Source organism: Streptomyces olivaceoviridis, from assembly GCF_014650115.1.
GTDB classification, from domain to species: domain Bacteria; phylum Actinomycetota; class Actinomycetes; order Streptomycetales; family Streptomycetaceae; genus Streptomyces; species Streptomyces olivaceoviridis.
In genome coordinates, this window is sequence record NZ_BMUI01000004.1 from 1 (window position 1) to 19,492 (window position 19,492).

The window sequence follows — 19,492 nt, forward strand, 5'->3', positions numbered from 1 at the left end:
ATATGGAAGCCTGGTAACGGGTGGAGTTGACTGGTACTAATAGGCCGAGGGCTTGTCCATTGATGCTCGCGTCCACTGTGTATGTTCTGAGGCAACGAACGGTTGCCGGCTTTGAGCTGAACTGCAAACACAAATGAAGAGTGTGCTTGTTCGCTCGAAACCATTAGGGTTTCGGTGGTCATAGCGTGAGGGAAACGCCCGGTTACATTTCGAACCCGGAAGCTAAGCCTCACAGCGCCGATGGTACTGCAGGGGGGACCCTGTGGGAGAGTAGGACGCCGCCGAACAATCTTTGGAGGACCCCTGGTCCCAGCGTTCAGCTGGGACCAGGGGTCCTTTTGTTTTTACAATGCTTGTAGTACCGAAGACAGGAGTCACCATGTCCACCAACTCTCCCGAGGACCGACCGGAGCGCGACCAGCGGCGACGGGACAGTGGTGACCGGGGTGACCGTGGCGGCTTCCGCCGCGACAACGACCGCCGTGACTACGACCGGCGTGGCGGCGACGACCGGCGTGGTAGCGACCGCGGTGGCGATCGTGGTGGCTACGGCCGCCGCGATGACCGCCGTGATGACCGGCGTGACGACCGCCGTGGTGGCGGTTTCCGCCGCGAGGGCGAGCGTGGCGCGCGTCCGGGGTTCCAGCGGGATGACCGCGACCGGGGTGAGCGTGGCGGGTTCCGTCGCGACGACCGCCGCGACGACCGTGGGGACCGCGGTTTCCGTCGTGACGACCGCGGTGACCGAGGCGACCGCCCCTCCTTCCGCCGTGATGACGACCGTGGCGGCTACGGCCGGCGCGACGACAACCGCGGTGGCTACGGCCGCCGTGACGACCGGCGGGACGACCGCCGTGACGACCGGCGCGACGACCGGCGTGACGACCGCGACCGCGGCGAGCGCGGTGGCTTCCGGCGTGACGATCGCCGCGACGACCGTCGCGACGACCGCAGGGATGACAGCCGTGGTGGCGGCTACCGCCGTGAGGGCGACCGGGGTTCGCGCCCGGCCTTCCGTCGGGACGATCGGCGTGACGACCGTCGCGATGACCGCAGGGACGACCGTGGGGACCGCGGTTTCCGTCGTGACGACCGCGGTGACCGAGGCGACCGCCCCTCCTTCCGCCGTGATGACGACCGTGGCGGCTACGGCCGGCGCGACGACCGGCGGGATGACGACCGTGGCGGCTTCCGCCGCGACGACCGGCGTGACGACCACCGAGGTGGCTTCCGGCGCGATGACCGCCGTGACGATCGTCGGGACGACCGCCGTGACGATCGCGACCGTGGCGACCGTGGTGGCTTCCGTCGGGACGACAGCCGTGGTGAGCGCGGCGGCTTCCGTGGCCGCGATGGCCGGGACGACCGTGGGGGCCGCGGGCCCCGCAGGGACGACCGCGGTGACCGCGGCGGGCGCCCCGGTGGCTTCCGTGGCCGCGACGGCCGGGACGACCGCCGTGGCGGGGGCCGGTTCCGTGATGAGCGGGACCGGGACCGGGAGCCGATCAAGCGGCTGCCGATCCCGGAGGACGTCACCGGAGACGAGATCGACAAGGACGTCCGGCAGGAGCTGCAGAGCCTGCCCAAGACGCTCGCGGAGGACGTCGCCAAGAACCTGGTGATGGTCGCCCGGCTCATCGACGAGGACCCCGAGGGCGCCTACGGCTACTCCAAGGTGGCCCTGCGCCTGGCGTCCCGCGTGGCCGCCGTGCGCGAGGCCGCGGGATTCGCCGCGTACGCGAACCAGAAGTACAGCGAGGCGCTCGCCGAGTTCCGGGCCGCCCGGCGGATGACCGGGAGCGTGGACCTGTGGCCGGTGATGGCCGACTGCGAGCGCGGGCTCGGCCGGCCGGAGAAGGCGCTGGACATGGCCGGTGCCCCGGAGGTGCACAAGCTGGACAAGGCCGGGCAGGTCGAGATGCGGCTCGTCGCCGCTGGTGCCCGGCGTGACATGGGCCAGCTGGACGCGGCCATCGTGACCCTCCAGAGCCCGGAGCTGGCCTCCAACTCGGTGCAGCCGTGGACCGCTCGCCTGCGCTACGCGTACGCGGACGCCCTGCTGGCCGCCGGCCGGGAGCGCGAGGCGCGGGAGTGGTTCGCGAAGGCCGTCGAGGCGGACCGGGACGGCAGCACGGACGCCTCCGACCGGCTCGCCGAGCTGGACGGCGTGGAGTTCGTGGACGCCCTGTCCGAGGACGTCGAGGACGGCGCGGACGCGGCCGGTGAGTCCGCCGACGCCGCCCCGGAGGACGGCGACAAGAACTGACGTCAGTCACACGGAAGGGGGCAGGCTCCTGGGGAGCCTGCCCCCTTCCGTGTGTCGGCGGCCCGTGCGTTGACGCCCGCCGCCGGCTCAGATCTCCAGTGCCCGCAGCACCAGCCCCGAGGCCGGTTTCGGGCCGAACGACGTCGACTTCCGGGGCATGGTCACGCCCTGCCGGGCCAGGTCGCGTACGACCTCCTCGCGGACCGGGTGCAGCAGGACCGCCGTACCGCCGTCGCGTTCCGCCTTCTCGACCGTCGCGGCCGTGTCGTGGATGTAGGCGATGTGGGCCGGGGAGTCCTCGGGGATGTGCCAGACGTGGTCCAGCAGCGTGGCGTGCAGGACCGTCGCGTCCAGGGCGCGCCAGGCGGCCGGGCGGTCCGCGGGGACGGTCCGGGCCAGGAGATCGGGGTCCGGGCGGTCGAGCAGGTGGAAGACGCCGTCGCCGGCGAGCAGGAAGGCGTTGCCGGCGCAGGCCGCGTCCGCCAGCGTCTCCAGGGCCTGGGCGAGGGGCTTGTCGAGGTGCCGTACCCGGAACAGGCCGTCCACCGCGGCCAGGGCGTCCGCCACCGGCAGACCGTGCAGCAGCCGGTGGATGGCGCGGACGCGCAGCGGGTAGCGGGCGGTGTCGACGAGGAGGACCAGGCCGTAGTCCCAGGGACTGGGGGAGGGGTGTTCCAGGCGCAGCCGGCGGTAGGTGGCCCAGCGGTGGTGGCCGTCGGCGATGAGGGCCTGGCGGCCGGCGAGGTCGGTCTGGATGCGGGTCAGTTCCTCGGGGTCGGTGACGGACCAGAGGCGGTGCCGGTAGCCGTCCTCGGTGGTCGTGGCCAGCAGGGGCGGGCGGTCCACCGTGCGCTCGACGACCTCGGCCGCCGTGCCGTCGCCCCGGTAGGTCAGCAGCAGCGGCTCCAGGTTGGCGCGTGTGGCCCGCATGAGGGCCGCGCGGTCGGCGACCACGGGCGGCATGACGTCCTCGTGCGGGAGCACCACGCCCTCGGCGGGTTCGGTGACCCGCAGGGTGCCGATGATGCCGCGCTGGAGCATGCCGTCGCCGTGCCGCTGCTCGTACACGTAGAGGCCCGGCTCGGGGTCGGCGGCGAGGATGCCCTCGTCCAGCCAGCGGCGCAGCGTGTCGGCGGCCTGCTCGGTGCGGGCGCTGGGGGTGCCGGCCTGGGGGAGGATCAGCCGGACGATGTTGTACGGGTCGGCCGACTGGAGGTGGTGCAGGCCGTCGGGGCGTACGACGACGTCGTAGGGCGGGGAGGTGACGGAGGCGAGGCTGCCGACCCGGTCGGGGTCGTAACGAAGACCTCGGAACGGGGTGAGTTCCAGGCCTCGACGCGGTGTTGCCTCCCAGTGACCTGCTGTGTTCATCCCGGCATCGTACGTGTGTCAGTGGTGTGCGGGATGATCGGGGGAAAGGCGAGTGAACGAGGAGCGATGTGGACATGAGCCAGGGCGTCAGGACGAGGCCCGAGGGCAGTGGGCAGCCCCTGAGCGAGGCGTACGACACGGCGCTGCTCGATCTGGACGGGGTGGTGTACGCGGGTGGGAGCGCGATCGCGCACGCGGTCGACTCGCTGGCGGTGGCCCGGTCGGGGGGGATGCGTCTCGCGTACGTCACCAACAACGCGCTGCGGACGCCGGACGCGGTGGCCGGGCATCTGACGGAGCTGGGCATACCGACGGGCGCGGACGATGTCATCACCTCCGCGCAGGCCGTCGCGCGGCTGATCAGCGAACAGGTGCCGGCCGGGGCCCGGGTGCTGGTGATCGGTGGTGAGGGGCTGCGGGTGGCGTTGCGCGAGCGGGGCCTGACGCCGGTGGAGTCGGCGGACGACGACCCGGCGGCGGTCGTGCAGGGTTACGGCGGGCCCGATCTGCCCTGGGGGCGGTTCGCGGAGGCGTCGTACGCCGTCCGGCGGGGTGTGCCGTGGTTCGCGTCCAACACGGATCTGACGATTCCGAGCGGGCGGGGCATCGCTCCGGGCAACGGGGCGGCCGTGGAGGTCGTGCGGATCGCGACGGGTGCCGAGCCGCAGGTCGCGGGCAAGCCGCTGCCCCCGATGCACCGGGAGACGATCATCCGGACCGGTGCCGAGCGGCCGCTGGTGGTCGGGGACCGGCTGGACACGGACATCGAGGGCGCGTTCAACGGCGGGGTGGACTCACTGCTGGTGCTGACCGGGGTCACCGGCGGGGCGCAGTTGCTCGCCGCGCCGCCGCAGCACCGTCCGACGTATGTGGACGCAGATCTGCGCGGGCTGCTCACCGGGCAGCCGGATATCACCCGGGAAGGTGACGGTTTCCGTTGCGGCGGGTGGACGGCGGCGGCCGGGACGGACCGGTTGGAGCTGACGGGCGACGGCGAGCCGCTGGACGGGCTGCGGGCGCTGTGCGCGGCGGCCTGGACGGCGGCGGGGGAGGGATCCTGCGCGCTGGACGGGGAGAAGGCGCTGGCCAGGCTGGGGCTCTGACGGTCCCTCAGGCGCCCGGCGGGCCTCAGGGGAGCGGTACGCGGGCGGACCCCGGGGCACTTCGGCGGGCTTCCGCGGGCCTCACAGGAACCGGGGATCGAGATCCGAGCGAGGGTAGGCTAACCTAACCTCGTGTTGGTCGACAGTCCTCCGGAACAGCGCGCGGAGACCGCCCCCGCGCCCCCAACCCGCCGGGCGGCGAGGGCCCTTGGGCTCCTGCTCTCGGTCGTGCTCCTGGTGCTTGTCGCCCTGGCGAGCATCGCGATCGGGGCGAAAGCGCTGTCGCTGGACCAGGTCTGGCACGGCCTGTTCCACGACACGGGGACGTACGGCGACGTGGTCGTCGACGAGCGGCTCTCGCGCACGGCCCTCGGTCTGCTGGCCGGTGCCGCGCTCGGCCTGTCCGGCGCGGTCCTCCAGGCGCTGACCCGCAACCCGCTGGCCGAGCCCGGGCTGCTCGGCATGAACGCGGGCGCCTCCGCCGCCGTCGTGACGGCCATGACCTACTTCGGCGTCACCAGCCTCAGCGGCTATGTGTGGTTCGCGTTCCTCGGCGCGGCGGCGGTCGGCGCGCTGGTGTGGTTCCTCGGCGGCAGCCGGGGCGCCACCCCGGTACGGCTCGCGCTCGCCGGTACGGCGATCAGCGCGGCCCTGTACGGCTACCTCCAGGCCGTGATGATCACGGACGGCGCGGCCCTCGGCAAGATGCGCTTCTGGACGGTGGGTTCGCTGGTCTCGGCCACGAACTCGACCATCGCGCAGGTCCTGCCGTTCCTCGCGGTCGGCACGGTCCTCGCGCTCGCCCTGGCCCGGCCGCTGAACGCCGTGGAGATGGGCGACGACACCGCCCGCGCCCTCGGCGCGAACCTCGGCCGCACCCGGGCGCTGGCCATGCTGGCCGCCGTGGTGCTGTGCGGTGCCGCGACCGCCGCCTGCGGCCCGATCGTCTTCGTCGGCCTGATGGTTCCGCACGTCGTGCGCTCCTTCACCGGCCCCGACCTGCGCTGGATCCTGCCGTACGCCACGGTCCTGGCGCCCGTGCTGCTGCTCGGCGCCGATGTCGTCGGCCGGGTCGTGGCCCGCCCCGCCGAGCTCCAGGTCGGCATCGTCACCGCGATCATCGGCGGCCCGGTCTTCATCTTTCTCGTACGACGGCGGAGGACGTCCCAGCTGTGAAGACACACTCCAGGAGCCGTGCCGTGCGCACCCCCGGCGGGCTCTCGCTGCGCCTGGACCCGCGCGCGCTGGTCGTCGTCGTGCTGCTGCTCGCCGCGGCCTGTGCCGCCGGTGTCGCGTTGATCGGCACCGGCGAGGCGAGGATCCCGGCGGCCGACGTGCTGCGGACGCTCGCCGGCGACGGCACCGCCTACCAGGACTTCATCGTCAACGAGCTGCGGCTGCCGCGCGTCCTCGTCGGTCTGCTGGTCGGTGCCTCGCTCGGCCTCGGCGGGGCGCTGTTCCAGTCGGTCTCCCGCAACCCGCTGGGCAGCCCGGACGTGCTCGGCCTGTCGCAGGGGTCGACGGCCGGGGCGCTCGTCGTGATCGTGCTGATGTCCGGCAGCGCCTCCCAGGTGACCGTGGGCGCGCTGGCGGGCGGTCTGGTGACCGGTGTCGCCATCTACGCGCTCGCCTGGAAGCGGGGCGTGCACGGATACCGGCTGGTGCTGGTCGGCATCGGCGTCAACGCGATCATGACGGCGGTCAACGGCTATCTGCTCACCAAGGCCGACCTGGTCGACGCGACCCGCGCGGTGGTGTGGATGACCGGCTCGCTGAACGGGCGGGGCTGGGAGCAGGTCTGGCCGCTGCTCGGGCTGTGCGCCGTCCTCGTCCCGCTGGTCCTCGCCAACGCGCGCGGCCTGCGGATGATGGAGATGGGCGACGACATCTCGAACGCGCTCGGCGTGCGCGTGCAGCGCGTCCGGCTCGTGCTCATGGTCTGCGCCGTCCTGCTCGTCGCCGCCGCCACGGCCGCCGCGGGCCCCGTCAGCTTCGTCGCGCTCACCGCGCCGCAGCTCGCCCGCCGCCTCACCCGCTCGCCGGGGCCGAACCTGGTGCCCTCCCTGTGCATGGGGGCGACCCTGCTGGTCGCCGCCGACTGGGCCTCCCAGCGCGCCTTCGGCGCCGACCAGTTGCCCGTCGGCGTGGTCACCGGCGTCCTCGGTGGCGCCTACCTGCTGTGGCTGCTGGTCACCGAGCGCCGGGCGGGCCGGATATGAAGCGCGCGCAGGGCCCGGACCCGAGCGGCGCGCACCCGAACACCCCTAGGAGCACTGTGAACCGCCTGTCCGCGGAGAACGTCACCCTCGCCTACGACCAGCGGGTCATCGCCGAGCAGCTGTCGGTGGAGATCCCGGACAACTCCTTCACGGTGATCGTCGGCCCGAACGCGTGCGGCAAGTCGACGCTGCTGCGGGCGCTGTCGCGGATGCTCAGGCCCAGCCAGGGCCGGGTGCTGCTGGACGGGCAGGCCATCCAGTCGATGCCCGCCAAGAAGGTCGCGCGGACCCTGGGCCTGCTGCCGCAGTCGTCCGTCGCGCCCGACGGCATCACCGTCGCCGACCTCGTCGGCCGTGGCCGCTACCCGCACCAGGGCCTGCTGCGCCAGTGGTCGGCGGAGGACGAGCGGGTCGTGCGGGAGTCGATGCGGCAGACGGGGGTGGCGGAGCTGGCCGAGCGGTACGTGGACGAGCTGTCCGGCGGGCAGCGGCAGCGGGTGTGGATCGCCATGGCGCTCGCCCAGCAGACCCCGCTGCTGCTCCTGGACGAGCCGACCACCTACCTGGACATCCAGCACCAGATCGACGTCCTCGACCTGTGCGCCGAGCTGCACGAGGAGCAGGGCCGGACGCTGGTGGCGGTGCTGCACGACCTCAACCACGCCGCCCGCTACGCCACCCACCTCATCGCCCTGCGCGGCGGCACGGTGATCGCCGAGGGCGCCCCGAACGACATCGTCACGGCCGAACTGGTCGAGGAGGTCTTCGGGCTGCGCTGCCAGGTCATCGCCGACCCGGAGACGGGCACCCCGCTGGTCGTGCCGGCGGCCCGGAAGGCGCGTGCGGAGAAGGCCACGGCGGCTTCCTGACGACGTGAGCGCCTACAGCAGCTTCCGCAGCCGGAACAGGTCCAGCAGGCTCGCCTCCAGCCTCACCCGGCCCGAGCCCCAGGCGGTCGCGAAGTTCAGCTCGCCGCCCACCAGGGCCACCAGGTCGTCCCCGGCCATGGCGAGCCTGATCCGCGCCTTCTCACGGGGTGGCCCCGGAAGGGTCTCGTCGACCTCGATCCTGCCGCCGGTCATCCGGCCCGCGAAGGTGACGTCGAGATCGGTGATGTGGCAGCTCACCGAGCGGTCGAGCGCGGCGGCCGCGCGGACGTCGCCCTCGGCCCCCCGCATGTTGTCCGAAAGCTTCCCCAGTGCGGCGCGGCACTCCTCGATCGTGGCCATCGCCCACGACGGTACCCCAGCGGTTCGCGGTAGCGTCTGGGCATGAGCGAGTCCGTGTCCGAGGCCGACATCGACACCGAGGCGGCGCCCGCGTACGACCCCGCGGCGCCCGCCCCCCTGAACGTCGCGCGCACCCCCACCGGCAACGCCGAGGTCGACGCCCAGCTCGACCGGCTGGCCGACGCCGACCACCTCGCCACCGACGGCCATGTCGAGGTGTACGAGGATGTACACCGGGGACTGCGCGACGCGCTCACCGCGCTCGACGCCCGCCCGGGACCCGCGGCCCCCTCACCGTCGTACCACCAGAGCAGGAGCTGAACCGAACGTGGCAGGAGTCGCACGCCGCCGTCTCGACGCGGAGCTGGTCCGCCGGAAGCTCGCCCGTTCGCGCGAGCACGCCAGCCAGCTGATCACCGCCGGACGGGTCACCGTCGGCAAGACCGTGGCGACCAAGCCGGCCACACAGGTGGAGACGGCGGCGGCGATCGTCGTCGAGGCCGACGACAGCGATCCCGACTACGTCTCCCGGGGCGGGCACAAGCTCGCCGGCGCGCTGGCGGCCTTCGTGCCGCAGGGGCTCGTCGTCGAGGGCCGGCGCGCGCTGGACGCCGGCGCGTCCACCGGCGGCTTCACCGACGTCCTGCTGCGCGCGGGCGCCGCCCACGTCGTCGCGGTGGACGTCGGCTACGGACAACTCGCCTGGTCGCTCCAGAAGGATGAACGCGTCACCGTCAAGGACCGTACGAACGTACGCGAGTTGACGCTTGAGGCGATCGATGGGGAACCTGTGGATCTTGTCGTGGGCGATCTGTCCTTCATCCCGCTCGGGCTGGTGCTGCCCGCCCTGAAGCGGTGCGTGACGCCGGACGCCGACCTGGTGATGATGGTCAAGCCGCAGTTCGAGGTGGGGAAGGAGCGGCTCGGCAGCGGGGGAGTCGTACGGAGTCCGCAGCTGCGGGCGGAGGCCGTGCGAGGAGTGGCCGAGAAGGCGTGGGAGCTGGGGCTCGGGGTGCGGGGGGTCACCGCGAGCCCGCTGCCCGGGCCCTCGGGGAACGTGGAGTACTTTCTCTGGCTGCGGGCGGGGGCACCCCAGGTGGACCCGGCCGACGTCGAACGTGCAGTGGCGGAGGGGCCGCGTTGACACAGAACCTGGCGCGTACTGTTTTCCTGCTCGCCCACACCGGGCGGCCCGCGGCGATCCGCAGCGCGGAACTCGTCGTCAAGGGCCTGCTGCGGCATGGCATCGGGGTGCGGGTGCTGGAGGAGGAGGCGCGCGACCTGCCGCTCCCGGACGAGGTGGCCCTCGTCAAGGAGGCGACCCCGCAGTGCCTGGACGGGTGCGAGCTGCTGATCGTGCTGGGCGGGGACGGCACGCTGCTGCGCGGCGCCGAGTTCGCGCGGGCCTCCGGGGTGCCGATGCTCGGCGTCAACCTCGGGCGTGTCGGGTTCCTCGCGGAGGCCGAACGGGACGATCTCGACCGGGTCGTGGACCGGGTGGTGGCGCGGTCGTACGAGGTCGAGGAGCGGATGACCGTCGACGTCGTGGTGCACCGCAACGGCGACATCGTGCACACCGACTGGGCGCTGAACGAGGCGGCCGTGCAGAAGGCCGGCGCCGAGAAGCTGCTGGAAGTCGTCCTGGAGATCGACGGGCGGCCGGTCACGGGCTTCGGGTGCGACGGCGTCGTGCTGTCCACGCCGACCGGGTCCACGGCGTACGCCTTCTCCGCCGGGGGGCCGGTGGTGTGGCCTGAGGTGGAGGCACTGCTGATGGTGCCGATCAGCGCGCACGCGCTGTTCGCCAAGCCGCTGGTCACCTCGCCGGACTCCGTGCTGGCGGTGGAGGTGCTGCCGCACATCCCGCCGGGGGTCCTCTGGTGCGACGGGCGGCGGACCGTGGAGCTGCCGCCGGGTGCGCGGGTCGAGGTGCGGCGGGGCGCCGTGCCGGTACGGCTGGCCCGGCTGCACCATTCGTCCTTCACCGACCGGCTCGTGGCGAAGTTCGCGCTGCCCACCACGGGATGGCGGGGCGCGCCCCACCACCCCTCGGAGTGACATAGGCGGGCCATGTGCGCTCCCGGCCCCGGACCTCGTATGGTCTGTTCCGTGTTGGAGGAGATGCGGATACGGTCGCTCGGGGTCATCGACGATGCCGTTGTCGAGCTGTCGCCGGGGTTCACCGCCGTCACCGGTGAGACGGGTGCGGGCAAGACCATGGTGGTCACCAGCCTGGGGCTGCTGCTCGGTGGCCGGGCGGACCCGGCGCTCGTGCGGATCGGGGCCGAGAAGGCGGTGGTGGAGGGGCGGGTCACCGTGCCCCCCGGCGCCGCCGCCGTCGTGCGTGCCGAGGAGGCCGGGGCCGAGCTGGACGACGGTGCCCTGCTGATCAGCCGTACCGTTTCCGCCGAGGGCCGCTCCCGGGCGCACCTGGGCGGGCGCAGCGTGCCCGTCGGGCTGCTCGCCGAGCTGGCCGACGACCTGGTGGCCGTGCACGGGCAGACCGACCAGCAGGGGCTGCTGAAGCTGTCCCGGCAGCGGCAGGCGCTCGACCGGTACGCGGGCGACGCCGTCGCCGTGCCGCTCGCCAAGTACGGCGAGGCGTACAGGCGGCTGCGGGCCGTCGCCGCCGAGCTGGAGGAGATCACCACGCGCGCGCGTGAGCGGGCGCAGGAAGCCGACATGCTGCGGTACGGGCTCGACGAGATCGCCGCCGTGGAACCGCGGCCCGGCGAGGACGTGGAGCTGGCCGAGGAAGCCGAGCGGCTGGGGCACGCCGAGGCGCTGTCGTCCGCCGCGACGGCCGCGCACGCCGCTCTCGCGGGCAATCCGGAGGACCCCGAGGGGATCGACGCCTCGACCCTCGTCGCGGGCGCGCACCGGGCCCTGGAGGCCGTGCGGTCGCACGATCCGGCGCTGTCCGCGCTCGCCGACCGGATCGGGGAGATCGGCATCCTGCTGGGTGACGTGGCGGGTGAGCTGGCCGGGTACGCCGACGATCTCGACGCCGACCCGCTGCGGCTGGCCGCGGTGGAGGAGCGCCGGGCCGCCCTGAACGCCCTGACCCGCAAGTACGGGGACGACGTCGCCGGCGTCCTGGCCTGGGCCGAGCGGAGCGCCGCGCGGCTCACCGAGCTGGACGGCGACGACGAGCGGATCGAGGAGCTGACGGCCGAGCGGGACGCGCTGCGCACCGAGCTGGGCGGGCTCGCGCAGGCGCTGACGGACGCGCGGACGGAGGCGGCCGAGCGGTTCGCCGCCGCCGTGACCGCCGAGCTGGCCTCGCTGGCGATGCCCCACGCGCGCGTGTCCTTCGACATCCGCCAGGCCGAGGACCCGGAGGGCGTCGAGGTCGGCGGGCGGACGGTCGGCTACGGTCCCTCGGGCGTGGACGAGGTCGAGTTGCTGCTCGCCCCGCACCCGGGTGCCCCGCCGCGGCCCATCGCCAAGGGCGCCTCCGGCGGTGAGCTCTCCCGCGTGATGCTGGCCGTGGAGGTGGTGTTCGCGGGCACCGATCCGGTGCCGACGTACCTCTTCGACGAGGTCGACGCGGGTGTCGGCGGCAAGGCGGCGGTCGAGATCGGCCGGCGGCTGGCGAAGCTCGCCCGGACCGCGCAGGTCGTCGTGGTCACCCACCTGCCCCAGGTCGCCGCGTTCGCCGACCGCCAGCTGCTGGTGGAGAAGACCAACGACGGTTCCGTGACCCGCTCCGGTGTGAAGGTCCTGGAGGGCGAGGAGCGCATCCGCGAGCTCTCCCGGATGCTGGCGGGCCAGGAGGACTCCGAAACGGCCCGCGCCCACGCGGAGGAACTCCTGGCGACGGCCAGGGCGGACCTGTAGCGCCGGGTCGCCGGGGCGGGTGCCGTCGGGTGTCCGCCCCGGTCCCACGGGCGATGTCGTGGGCCCGCGCGTGCGGGGACACCTTCCTGCCGACGTACCTGCCGACGTTCCCGCCGCCGGTGAAGTCCTCGCCGGTGACGTCCTCGTCGCGCCGGTCGCAGTGCGCTCCGAGCGCACGCGCCGCCTGGAGACAGGTTCCTGGTCGACCTCCCCGACGTGCGGCCGGGGCGGGCAGCCGGCGCCCCGCGCCGCGCGTGACGCTCGGGGACACGGGGGCGCGTGCCCTCGGTGCCGCACTCGGGGCGGCCGTGGTGGCGGGAAACCGGCGCGTGGGGCTGCTCGCGCACGCCGTCGCTCTGGTGGCCGCGGCCCGCTACGGGGACCGGATCAGCGCCTGGGTGCCCGCCCGGTGACCGGCTGACCTCGTCGTATGCCCTCGTACACCGTTCGGCCGCGGCAGGCGCTCCTTCACCCGTGTGGGTGATGTGCTCCGGCGCATTGCCCCGGCCCGCCGCACGGTGCGCCCTCCTGGATGTCCCTGAACGGCCGTACGTCCTGGCATGCTTGGCAGGGAACGCGGGGCGGGCAGCGGGTACGGACGGTCGGCCCGGGAGGCGCGCGGGGTGCGCCCTTCCGCCCCCCTGAGCCCGCTACCTTCTGTACGTTTCCTCGTGACCCCCCCACGTGAACCCGTGCCCGTCCCCCGTGAACCAGGAGCCCCGGCCCCGTGAGCCCCCTGAGCAGCAACGCACCGCACGGCCAGTCGCCGCTGCGCACCGTGCAGGTGCTCGGCGGAGGCAACGCCGGCAGCAGCGCGCACGTGCGCTCCCTGGCCGAGGGACTGGTGGCGAGGGGCGTACGGGTCACCGTGTGCGCCCCCGTCGAGGCCGATCACGCCTACGACTTCCTCGGGGTCGGCGCCGAGCACGTGCACGTGCCGCGCAGCAGCGACCCCGTCGCCGTGGCCGCGCTCCGGACGGCCTGCGCGAACGCCGACCTGGTGCACGCGCACGGCCTGCACGCCTCCTTCCGGACCGTGCTCGCGCTCAGCGGGCGCACCACCCCGCTGGTGGTCACCTGGCACAACCGGGCCCACGCGCAGGGCCCGCGGGCCCATCTGCTGCGGCTGCTGGAACGGCGTGTGATGCGGACCGCGTCCGTGGTCCTCGGCACCAGCCCCGACCTGGTCGACCGGGCCCGGCGGACCGGCGCGCGCGACGCCCGGCTCGCGGCCGTCGCCCTGCCGGGCCGGTACCGCACCGGCGGCCTCCTCGACGCCGACGCCCTCGACCTCGACACCCTCGACACCCTGGACCCCTTCGACGGCCCCGACCGCGACGACCCCGACCGGCTGCGACCCAAGACCCGGGCCGAACTCGGCGCCACCGGACGCCCGTTGCTCATCGCGGTCGGCTCCCTGGACCGGCACCGCGGCTACGACGTCCTGCTCGACGCGGCCCGCGCGTGGCGCGACCTCGACCCGGTGCCCCTGGTGGTCGTCGCGGGGGAGGGGCCGCTGCGGCCGGTGCTGCAACGGCGGATCGAGGACGAGGAACTGCCGGTGCGGCTCATCGGGCACCGCGAGGACGTGCCCGAACTGCTCGCCGCCGCGGATCTCGCGCTGCTCACCAGCAGTTGGGAGTCGCGGTCCGTCCTCGCCCAGGAGGCGCTGCACGCGCGCGTGCCGCTCGTCGCCACCCGCGTCGGCGGCATCCCGGACCTCGTGGGCGACGCGGCCGAACTCGTCCCGTACGGCGATCCGGAAGCCCTCGCCGACACCGTCGTACGGCTCCTCGCGGACCCGGAGCGGTGCGCGGTGCTGCGTGAGCGCGGGACGCGGCAGGCCGCCACCTGGCCGACCGAGGACGAGACCGTCGCCCAAGTGCTCAGCGTCTACGACGAGTTGACGCAGCCGAGGCCGCTGGCCTGAGCGGCCTTCAGGGCACGTGCCGACGCGCCCGCAGGGCCAGGCTCAACGCCAGTACCGTCTGCGGGTCGTCCAGGTCGGTGCCGAGCAACTCCCCGATCCGGGCGAGCCGGTTGTACAGCGTCTGACGGTTGAGATGCAGTTCGCGGGCCGTCTCCGCCTTGCGGCCGGCGTGTGCCAGATAGGTCTCCAGGGTCGGCAGCAGCGGCGGCCGGGAGCGGTGGTCGTGGTCGCGCAGCGGGCCGATCGCCCGGTCCACGAAGGCCGCCAGGTCCGGGTGGTCGCGCAGCCGCCACAGCAGCAGGTCGATGTCGAGGCGCCGGGCGTCGTACCAGGGCCGGTCGGTCAGGCCCTGGGCCGCCGTCGCGGTCTCCGCCGCGTGCCGCAGTCCCGCCGAGGCCGCCGCCCAGCCGCCCGCCACCCCGACGACCACCACCGGCGGCGGCGAGCCCGGCCGGCGCATCCCGGCCCGCTCCACCCCCGCCCGCAGCGCCGCCGCCACCCGGTCCGCGACCGCCGCCCGCTCCGACTCCGAGCGCAGCCCCAGCAGCACCAGTACCCGGCCCTCCACCGGCCGCACCCCCAGCAGCGCCGGCACCCCCACCGCGGCCAGTTCCTCGGAGACCGCGCGGGCCAGCACCGCCCAGCCGCCACCGGGGGAGAGGCTGTCCCCGATCCGCATCACCACGGGCAGCAGCGGGCTGTCGCCGGGCTTGAAGCCGAGCACCCGGGCCTGCGCGGGGGCGTCCTCCGCCGCGATCCGGGCCTCGGCGAGATCGGTGAGGAAGTCACCGCGCCCGCGTGCCGCCAGCTCCTCCTCCTGCCGGGCCTGCATCAGCACCACGGCCAGGATGCCCGCGGCCCGTTCGGCGGCGATCCGGTGCACCGGGGCCAGCGGTGAGCGGACCGGCAGCAGCACCAGGCGGGCGCGCACGGCACCGGCGGTCCCGGGCCCGCCGCCGGGCACGTCCACCAGCACCGACCCGGCGGGCGGCGGGGCCTGCTTGTGCGGGCCGCGCAGACCCTCCCACACCTGGAGCGGGTCCGCGCCCTTGGGCCCCGCACCGGCGGCGTACAGCAGCCGGCCGTCGGCGGTCTCCAGGAACACCGGGTTGTCGCCGAAGCCGGCCAGGATGTCCAGCACCTGCGGCACCCCGCCGCCGCCCAGCAGGGCCTCGGTGCAGCGCCGGTGCACCTCCTCCGCGCGCTGGAGCAGCGCGTAGTGGCCGTTGACGATCTCGGTGTGGATCTCCTCGGTCACCGTCACGAACGGCACCTCGCGGTGCAGCTGGACCAGCGGCAGCCCGGCCGTCCGGGCCGTGTCCACCAGGGCGGCGGGCAGCCGGGTGAAGCGCGGGCCCAGCTCCACCACCAGGGCGGCGATCCCGCGCTCGGCGAGGGTGCGCACGAACGCCCGCTGCTCGGCCGGCCGGGTGCCGAGGCCGTAGCCGGTGGTCAGCAGCAGCTCGCCGCCCTTGAGCAGCGAGGCGATGTTCGGGACCTCGCCCGCGTGCACCCAGCGCACGGTGCGGCCGAGCCGGTCGGCGCCCGCCAGCACCTCCGGCAGCCCGCTGCGCAGTCCGGGCAGCTCCAGCGCCCGCTGCACGGTGATCCCGGCGCCCTGGGTGTCGGATCGGTGGTCGCTACGGCTGTCCATGCGGTGACGCTACCTGCGGCAACGCCCTCAGGACAGCCGCATCTGCGGCAACACCCTCAGCACAGCCGCCTGCGGACGGCTGCCGGCTAGACCGGCCTGATGTTGTGGTTGAAGCGGAAGACGTTGTCGGGGTCGTAGCGCCGCTTCACCTTCGCCAGGCGCAGGGTGTTCCCGGCGCCCAGGCCCGCGCGGACCCGCTCGGGGCCCTCGTCGCCGATGAAGTTGAGGTTCACCGCACCCGTGCTCCACCGCCGCAGGCCGGCGCGCACGTCCCGCACCCAGCCGATCGCCCGCTCGTCGTCGGCCGGGTCCGGCCAGATCGCGAGCGGGTGCGCCGCCCAGGGCGCGTCCCGGTACGGCACCGGGTACTCGTGCGGGCCCGCCGCGACGGCCCCGCCCTGCGGGAGGAGCAGGTGCTGGGTGGGGCTCGGCACGGGCATGCCGTCCGCGTGGGAGCAGAAGACGTCCACGGCCTCGTCCGGCAGCCCGGTCAGACACTCCGCCGACCAGTGGTTGCGCAGCCCCGCCGGCTGGTCGAGCATGCACTGCACATCGGCGTACGGCAGGTCACCGGCCAGCTCCACCTCGTGCGGCAGCGCGAGCAGCGGCTCGGCGAGCTTGCGCAGCTCGTCCTCGCCGCCGGCGTACGTCAGCAGGGCCGCGCACAGCGGCGTGCCGACCAGCTCGGGCGGTGTGAACCGCGCGGGCGGCCCGGTGAGGTACAGCGCCGCGCCGCCCACCTCGTCCGGCCCGGTGCGGAAGATCTCGCGGAAGGTGCGGAGCACGTCCGGTCCGACGTCCGGCAGGAACAGCAGCAGGACGATCGAGAACTCCGGCAGCTCGTGCAGCCGCAGGGTGAGCGCGGTGGCGACGCCGAAGTTGCCGCCCCCGCCGTGCAGCGCCCAGAACAGCTCGGGGTTCTCGTCGGGACTCGCGTGCACCCGCTCGGCGTCGGCGGTCACCAGCTCCACGGCGATGAGGTTGTCCACGGCGAGGCCGAAGGCGCGGTCCAGCCAGCCGGTGCCGCCGCCGAGGACGAAGCCGCCGACGCCGGTGGTGGAGACCCGCCCGCCGGTGGTCGCGAGACCGTACGGCTGGGTGGCGCGGTCCAGGTGGCTCATCGTGGCGCCGCCCTCGACCCGCACCGCCTCGGCCGCCGGGTCGACGGTCACCCGGTGCATCCGGCGCAGGTCCACCACGAGCGCGCCGTCGCCCAGCGCCGTACCCGCCACCCCGTGGCCGCCGCCGCGCACCGCGATGTGCAGGTCCAGCTCCCTGCCGAAGCGCACGGCCCGCACCACGTCGGTCGCGTCCGCGCACCGCGCGATCACCGCGGGCCGCCGGTCGACCATCGCGTTGAAGACCGCACGGGCCTCCTCGTAGCCCAGGTCCCCGGGGGCGAGCACGTCGCCGACCAGGTCCTCGCGCAGCGCGGCGAGGGCCGCGCCCGCCTTCGAGAGGGAAGCCATGGCCGCCCCCTTCCGGAACAGGGGCTGTGTCCGGCTTCCAGCCTAGGCGGGCGGGACCGCGTGGGCCCGCTCAGCCGCCGTAGGCGCCCGACGCGGTCAGCCGCAGGGCCGTGTCGATCAGCGGGACGTGGCTGAACGCCTGCGGGAAGTTGCCCACCTGGCGCTTCAGGCGCGGGTCCCACTCCTCGGCGAGCAGACCGAGGTCGTTGCGCAGCGCGAGGAGCTTCTCGAACAGCTTGCGGGCCTCGTCCACCCGGCCGATCATCGCCAGGTCGTCCGCCATCCAGAACGAGCAGGCCAGGAACGCGCCCTCGTCACCCGGCAGGCCGTCGACGCCCTCGCGGTCGCCCTCCGTCGGGTAGCGCAGGATGAACCCGTCCGGGGTGGACAGCTCGCGCTGGATGGCCTCGATGGTGCCGATCACCCGCTTGTCGTCCGGCGGCAGGAAGCCCATCTGCGGGATGAGCAGCAGGGAGGCGTCCAGCTCCTGGGAGCCGTAGGACTGGGTGAAGGTGTTGCGCTCCTTGTCGTAGCCCTTCTCGCACACGTCCCGGTGGATGTCGTCGCGCAGTTCCTTCCAGCGCTCCAGCGGGCCGTCCGCGTCGCCGGACTCGATCAGCTTGATCGTGCGGTCGACGGCGACCCAGGCCATCACCTTGGAGTGCACGAAGTGCCGGCGCGGGCCGCGCACCTCCCAGATGCCCTCGTCCGGCTCCTGCCAGTGGTCCTCCAGGTAGCGGATCAGCTTCAGCTGGAGCAGGGAGGCGTAGTCGTTGCGGGCGAGCCCGGTCATGTGGCCCAGGTGCAGGGCCTCGGTGACCTCGCCGTACACGTCCAGCTGGAGCTGGTGCGCGGCGCCGTTGCCGACCCGGACCGGGGCCGAGGACTCGTAGCCGGGCAGCCAGTCCAGTTCGGCCTCGCCCAGCTCGCGCTCACCGGCGATGCCGTACATGATCTGGAGGTTCTCCGGGTCGCCGGCGACCGCGCGCAGCAGCCACTCGCGCCAGGCGCGGGCCTCCTCGCGGTAGCCCGTGCGCAGCAGCGAGGACAGGGTGATCGCCGCGTCCCGCAGCCAGGTGTAGCGGTAGTCCCAGTTGCGCACGCCCCCGATGTCCTCGGGCAGGGAGGTCGTCGGGGCCGCGACGATGCCGCCCGTGGGGGCGTAGGTCAGCGCCTTCAGGGTGATCAGCGAGCGGATCACCGCCTCGCGGTACGGCCCGTGGTATGTACAGTGCTCGACCCACTCGCGCCAGAAGTCCTCCGTCGCCTCCAGCGAGCCCTCCGGCTCCGGCAGCGGCGGCGGCTGCTTGTGCGAGGGCTGCCAGGAGATGGTGAACGCGATCCGGTCACCGGGGGCGACCGTGAAGTCGGCGTACGTGGTGAGCGCCTTGCCGTAGGTCTCGGCCTCGGTGTCGAACCACACCGAGTCCGGTCCGGCGACGGCGACCGTGCGCCCCTCGTGCTTGTGCACCCACGGCACCACCCGGCCGTAGGAGAACCGCATCCGCAGGGCCGAGCGCATCGGGACCCGGCCGGTGACGCCCTCCACGATCCGGATGAGCTGCGGGGCGCCGTCACGCGGGGGCATGAAATCGGTCACACGGACCGTGCCGCGCGGGGTGTCCCACTCGGATTCCAGGATCAGCGAGTCGCCGCGGTAGCTGCGCCGGGCGGCCGTGGGCGGCTTGGCGTCGGCGGCGTGCGCCGGTCCGAGCCGCCAGAATCCGTGCTCCTCGGTGCCCAGCAGGCCGGCGAAGACGGCATGCGAGTCGAAGCGGGGCAGGCACAGCCAGTCCACCGTGCCATCCCGGCAGACCAGCGCCGCGGTCTGCATGTCTCCGATGAGTGCGTAGTCTTCGATGCGCCCGGCCACGTGCAACTCCAGTCGAACGGCCACGTCACACCCCCGCGCAGGGGGCTGTCGCTTAGTGCGGTCAAGGGATCTTGTTAAGCGTCGTTGAGCGGTGAAGCAAAGCAGCCCGCCGAGCCCTGAGGCAACACGACAGTCTTTGCTCAACGAACTGCCGCGCTCTCGTTGTTCCGGGTGATGTTGGCGGGGGTGTGCCGTCGTTCCGGCCGGGCTCGGCAGCCAATGTCCGAGCAGGATACGACGCACGTAGATGATCTGCGTGCCGCTCCGGGCAACCTGTGTGGGCCGAACGAGTGAGCACCGGGTGATGACGGTGTGTCCACGGGATGACCCGAGTGACACCTGTGACCTCTGTGGCGGCCCGCTGTGCCCGGGCGAGTGCGAAGAGTGGCCGGGAGCCATCTCGCCCAGGCGCTGATACGCTGGTAGCCCGTGGACCGGTGGGAGAAAAACCCCCGAACCGCAGCGACGGCACCCCCGGAAAGACTCGGGAGGGTCGCCGTATCGCACCCCCAGACCGCGACCACGGGAGCCCCCTCTT

At 73.7% G+C, this 19,492-nt stretch carries 17 protein-coding genes and 1 rRNA gene; 12 read left to right on the forward strand and 6 right to left on the reverse strand.

Annotated elements, in window-relative coordinates:
• Positions 1–170 precede the first annotated feature (170 nt).
• Positions 171–287: ribosomal RNA gene (rrf, locus tag IE273_RS09150) — 5S ribosomal RNA — on the forward strand.
• A gap of 29 nt (positions 288–316) precedes the next feature.
• Here the strand turns inward: rrf and IE273_RS43245 are convergent.
• The gene (locus tag IE273_RS43245; protein WP_194523980.1) at positions 317–1,219 is read right to left on the reverse strand and encodes a hypothetical protein; all 903 of its coding nucleotides are present in this window, start codon (positions 1,217–1,219) and stop codon (positions 317–319) included.
• A gap of 294 nt (positions 1,220–1,513) precedes the next feature.
• On the opposite strand from IE273_RS43245, the gene IE273_RS43250 reads away from it, so the two are divergent.
• The gene (locus tag IE273_RS43250) at positions 1,514–2,266 is read left to right on the forward strand and encodes a tetratricopeptide repeat protein (protein ID WP_194523979.1); all 753 of its coding nucleotides are present in this window, start codon (positions 1,514–1,516) and stop codon (positions 2,264–2,266) included.
• A gap of 87 nt (positions 2,267–2,353) precedes the next feature.
• On the opposite strand, the gene IE273_RS09160 is transcribed toward IE273_RS43250, so the two are convergent.
• A complete protein-coding gene (locus tag IE273_RS09160; RefSeq protein WP_189814654.1) occupies positions 2,354–3,637 on the reverse strand; it encodes a DUF1015 domain-containing protein in 1,284 nt (427 codons plus the stop codon).
• 74 nt (positions 3,638–3,711) lie between these two features.
• Here IE273_RS09160 and IE273_RS09165 point away from each other — a divergent pair, with 74 nt between their 5' ends.
• The 4 genes from IE273_RS09165 to IE273_RS09180 all read left to right on the forward strand — a co-directional run bounded on the left by IE273_RS09165 (position 3,712) and on the right by IE273_RS09180 (position 7,828).
• A complete protein-coding gene (locus IE273_RS09165) occupies positions 3,712–4,740 on the forward strand; it encodes an HAD hydrolase-like protein (protein ID WP_189814655.1) in 1,029 nt (342 codons plus the stop codon).
• 132 nt (positions 4,741–4,872) lie between these two features.
• The gene (locus tag IE273_RS09170; protein ID WP_189814656.1) at positions 4,873–5,916 is read left to right on the forward strand and encodes a FecCD family ABC transporter permease; all 1,044 of its coding nucleotides are present in this window, start codon (positions 4,873–4,875) and stop codon (positions 5,914–5,916) included.
• Positions 5,913–6,959, forward strand: a complete 1,047-nt coding sequence (locus IE273_RS09175) for a FecCD family ABC transporter permease (RefSeq protein WP_189814657.1) — start codon at positions 5,913–5,915, stop codon at positions 6,957–6,959. The genes IE273_RS09170 and IE273_RS09175 overlap by 4 nt, the downstream gene beginning before the upstream one ends.
• The gene (locus IE273_RS09180; RefSeq protein ID WP_189814658.1) at positions 6,956–7,828 is read left to right on the forward strand and encodes an ABC transporter ATP-binding protein; all 873 of its coding nucleotides are present in this window, start codon (positions 6,956–6,958) and stop codon (positions 7,826–7,828) included. The genes IE273_RS09175 and IE273_RS09180 overlap by 4 nt, the downstream gene beginning before the upstream one ends.
• Before the next feature lie 12 nt (positions 7,829–7,840).
• On the opposite strand, the gene IE273_RS09185 is transcribed toward IE273_RS09180, so the two are convergent.
• Positions 7,841–8,188 (reverse strand): sterol-binding protein, encoded by a 348-nt coding sequence (locus IE273_RS09185; RefSeq protein ID WP_189814659.1) that lies wholly within the window; start codon positions 8,186–8,188, stop codon positions 7,841–7,843.
• Positions 8,189–8,230: 42 nt separating this feature from the next.
• Here IE273_RS09185 and IE273_RS09190 point away from each other — a divergent pair, with 42 nt between their 5' ends.
• The 6 genes from IE273_RS09190 (at position 8,231) to IE273_RS09215 (ending at position 13,958) form a co-directional block, all read left to right on the forward strand.
• Positions 8,231–8,509, forward strand: a complete 279-nt coding sequence (locus tag IE273_RS09190; RefSeq protein ID WP_014671841.1) for a hypothetical protein — start codon at positions 8,231–8,233, stop codon at positions 8,507–8,509.
• Positions 8,510–8,516: 7 nt separating this feature from the next.
• Positions 8,517–9,332 carry a TlyA family RNA methyltransferase gene (locus IE273_RS09195; RefSeq protein WP_189814660.1) on the forward strand — a complete coding sequence of 272 codons (816 nt, stop codon included), beginning with the start codon at positions 8,517–8,519 and terminating at the stop codon, positions 9,330–9,332.
• Positions 9,329–10,246 carry an NAD kinase gene (locus tag IE273_RS09200; protein WP_014671839.1) on the forward strand — a complete coding sequence of 306 codons (918 nt, stop codon included), beginning with the start codon at positions 9,329–9,331 and terminating at the stop codon, positions 10,244–10,246. Before IE273_RS09195 ends, IE273_RS09200 begins: the two co-directional genes overlap by 4 nt.
• 39 nt (positions 10,247–10,285) lie before the next feature.
• Positions 10,286–12,028, forward strand: coding sequence for a DNA repair protein RecN (gene recN / locus IE273_RS09205; RefSeq protein ID WP_189814661.1), 1,743 nt, complete (start codon positions 10,286–10,288; stop codon positions 12,026–12,028).
• A gap of 254 nt (positions 12,029–12,282) precedes the next feature.
• Entirely contained in the window at positions 12,283–12,441 is a 159-nt protein-coding gene (locus IE273_RS09210) for a hypothetical protein (protein ID WP_189815016.1), read from the forward strand.
• Positions 12,442–12,755: 314 nt separating this feature from the next.
• Positions 12,756–13,958, forward strand: a complete 1,203-nt coding sequence (locus IE273_RS09215) for a glycosyltransferase family 4 protein (RefSeq protein WP_189814662.1) — start codon at positions 12,756–12,758, stop codon at positions 13,956–13,958.
• A gap of 7 nt (positions 13,959–13,965) precedes the next feature.
• Here the strand turns inward: IE273_RS09215 and IE273_RS09220 are convergent, their stop codons facing one another.
• The 3 genes from IE273_RS09220 to IE273_RS09230 form a co-directional block, all read right to left on the reverse strand.
• Positions 13,966–15,612 (reverse strand): PucR family transcriptional regulator, encoded by a 1,647-nt coding sequence (locus tag IE273_RS09220; protein ID WP_189814663.1) that lies wholly within the window; start codon positions 15,610–15,612, stop codon positions 13,966–13,968.
• Between the two features lie 86 nt (positions 15,613–15,698).
• The gene (locus tag IE273_RS09225; RefSeq protein ID WP_189814664.1) at positions 15,699–17,081 is read right to left on the reverse strand and encodes an FAD-binding oxidoreductase; all 1,383 of its coding nucleotides are present in this window, start codon (positions 17,079–17,081) and stop codon (positions 15,699–15,701) included.
• 70 nt (positions 17,082–17,151) lie between these two features.
• Positions 17,152–18,954 carry a glycoside hydrolase family 15 protein gene (locus tag IE273_RS09230; protein ID WP_189814996.1) on the reverse strand — a complete coding sequence of 601 codons (1,803 nt, stop codon included), beginning with the start codon at positions 18,952–18,954 and terminating at the stop codon, positions 17,152–17,154.
• Between the last annotated feature and the right edge of the window lie 538 nt (positions 18,955–19,492).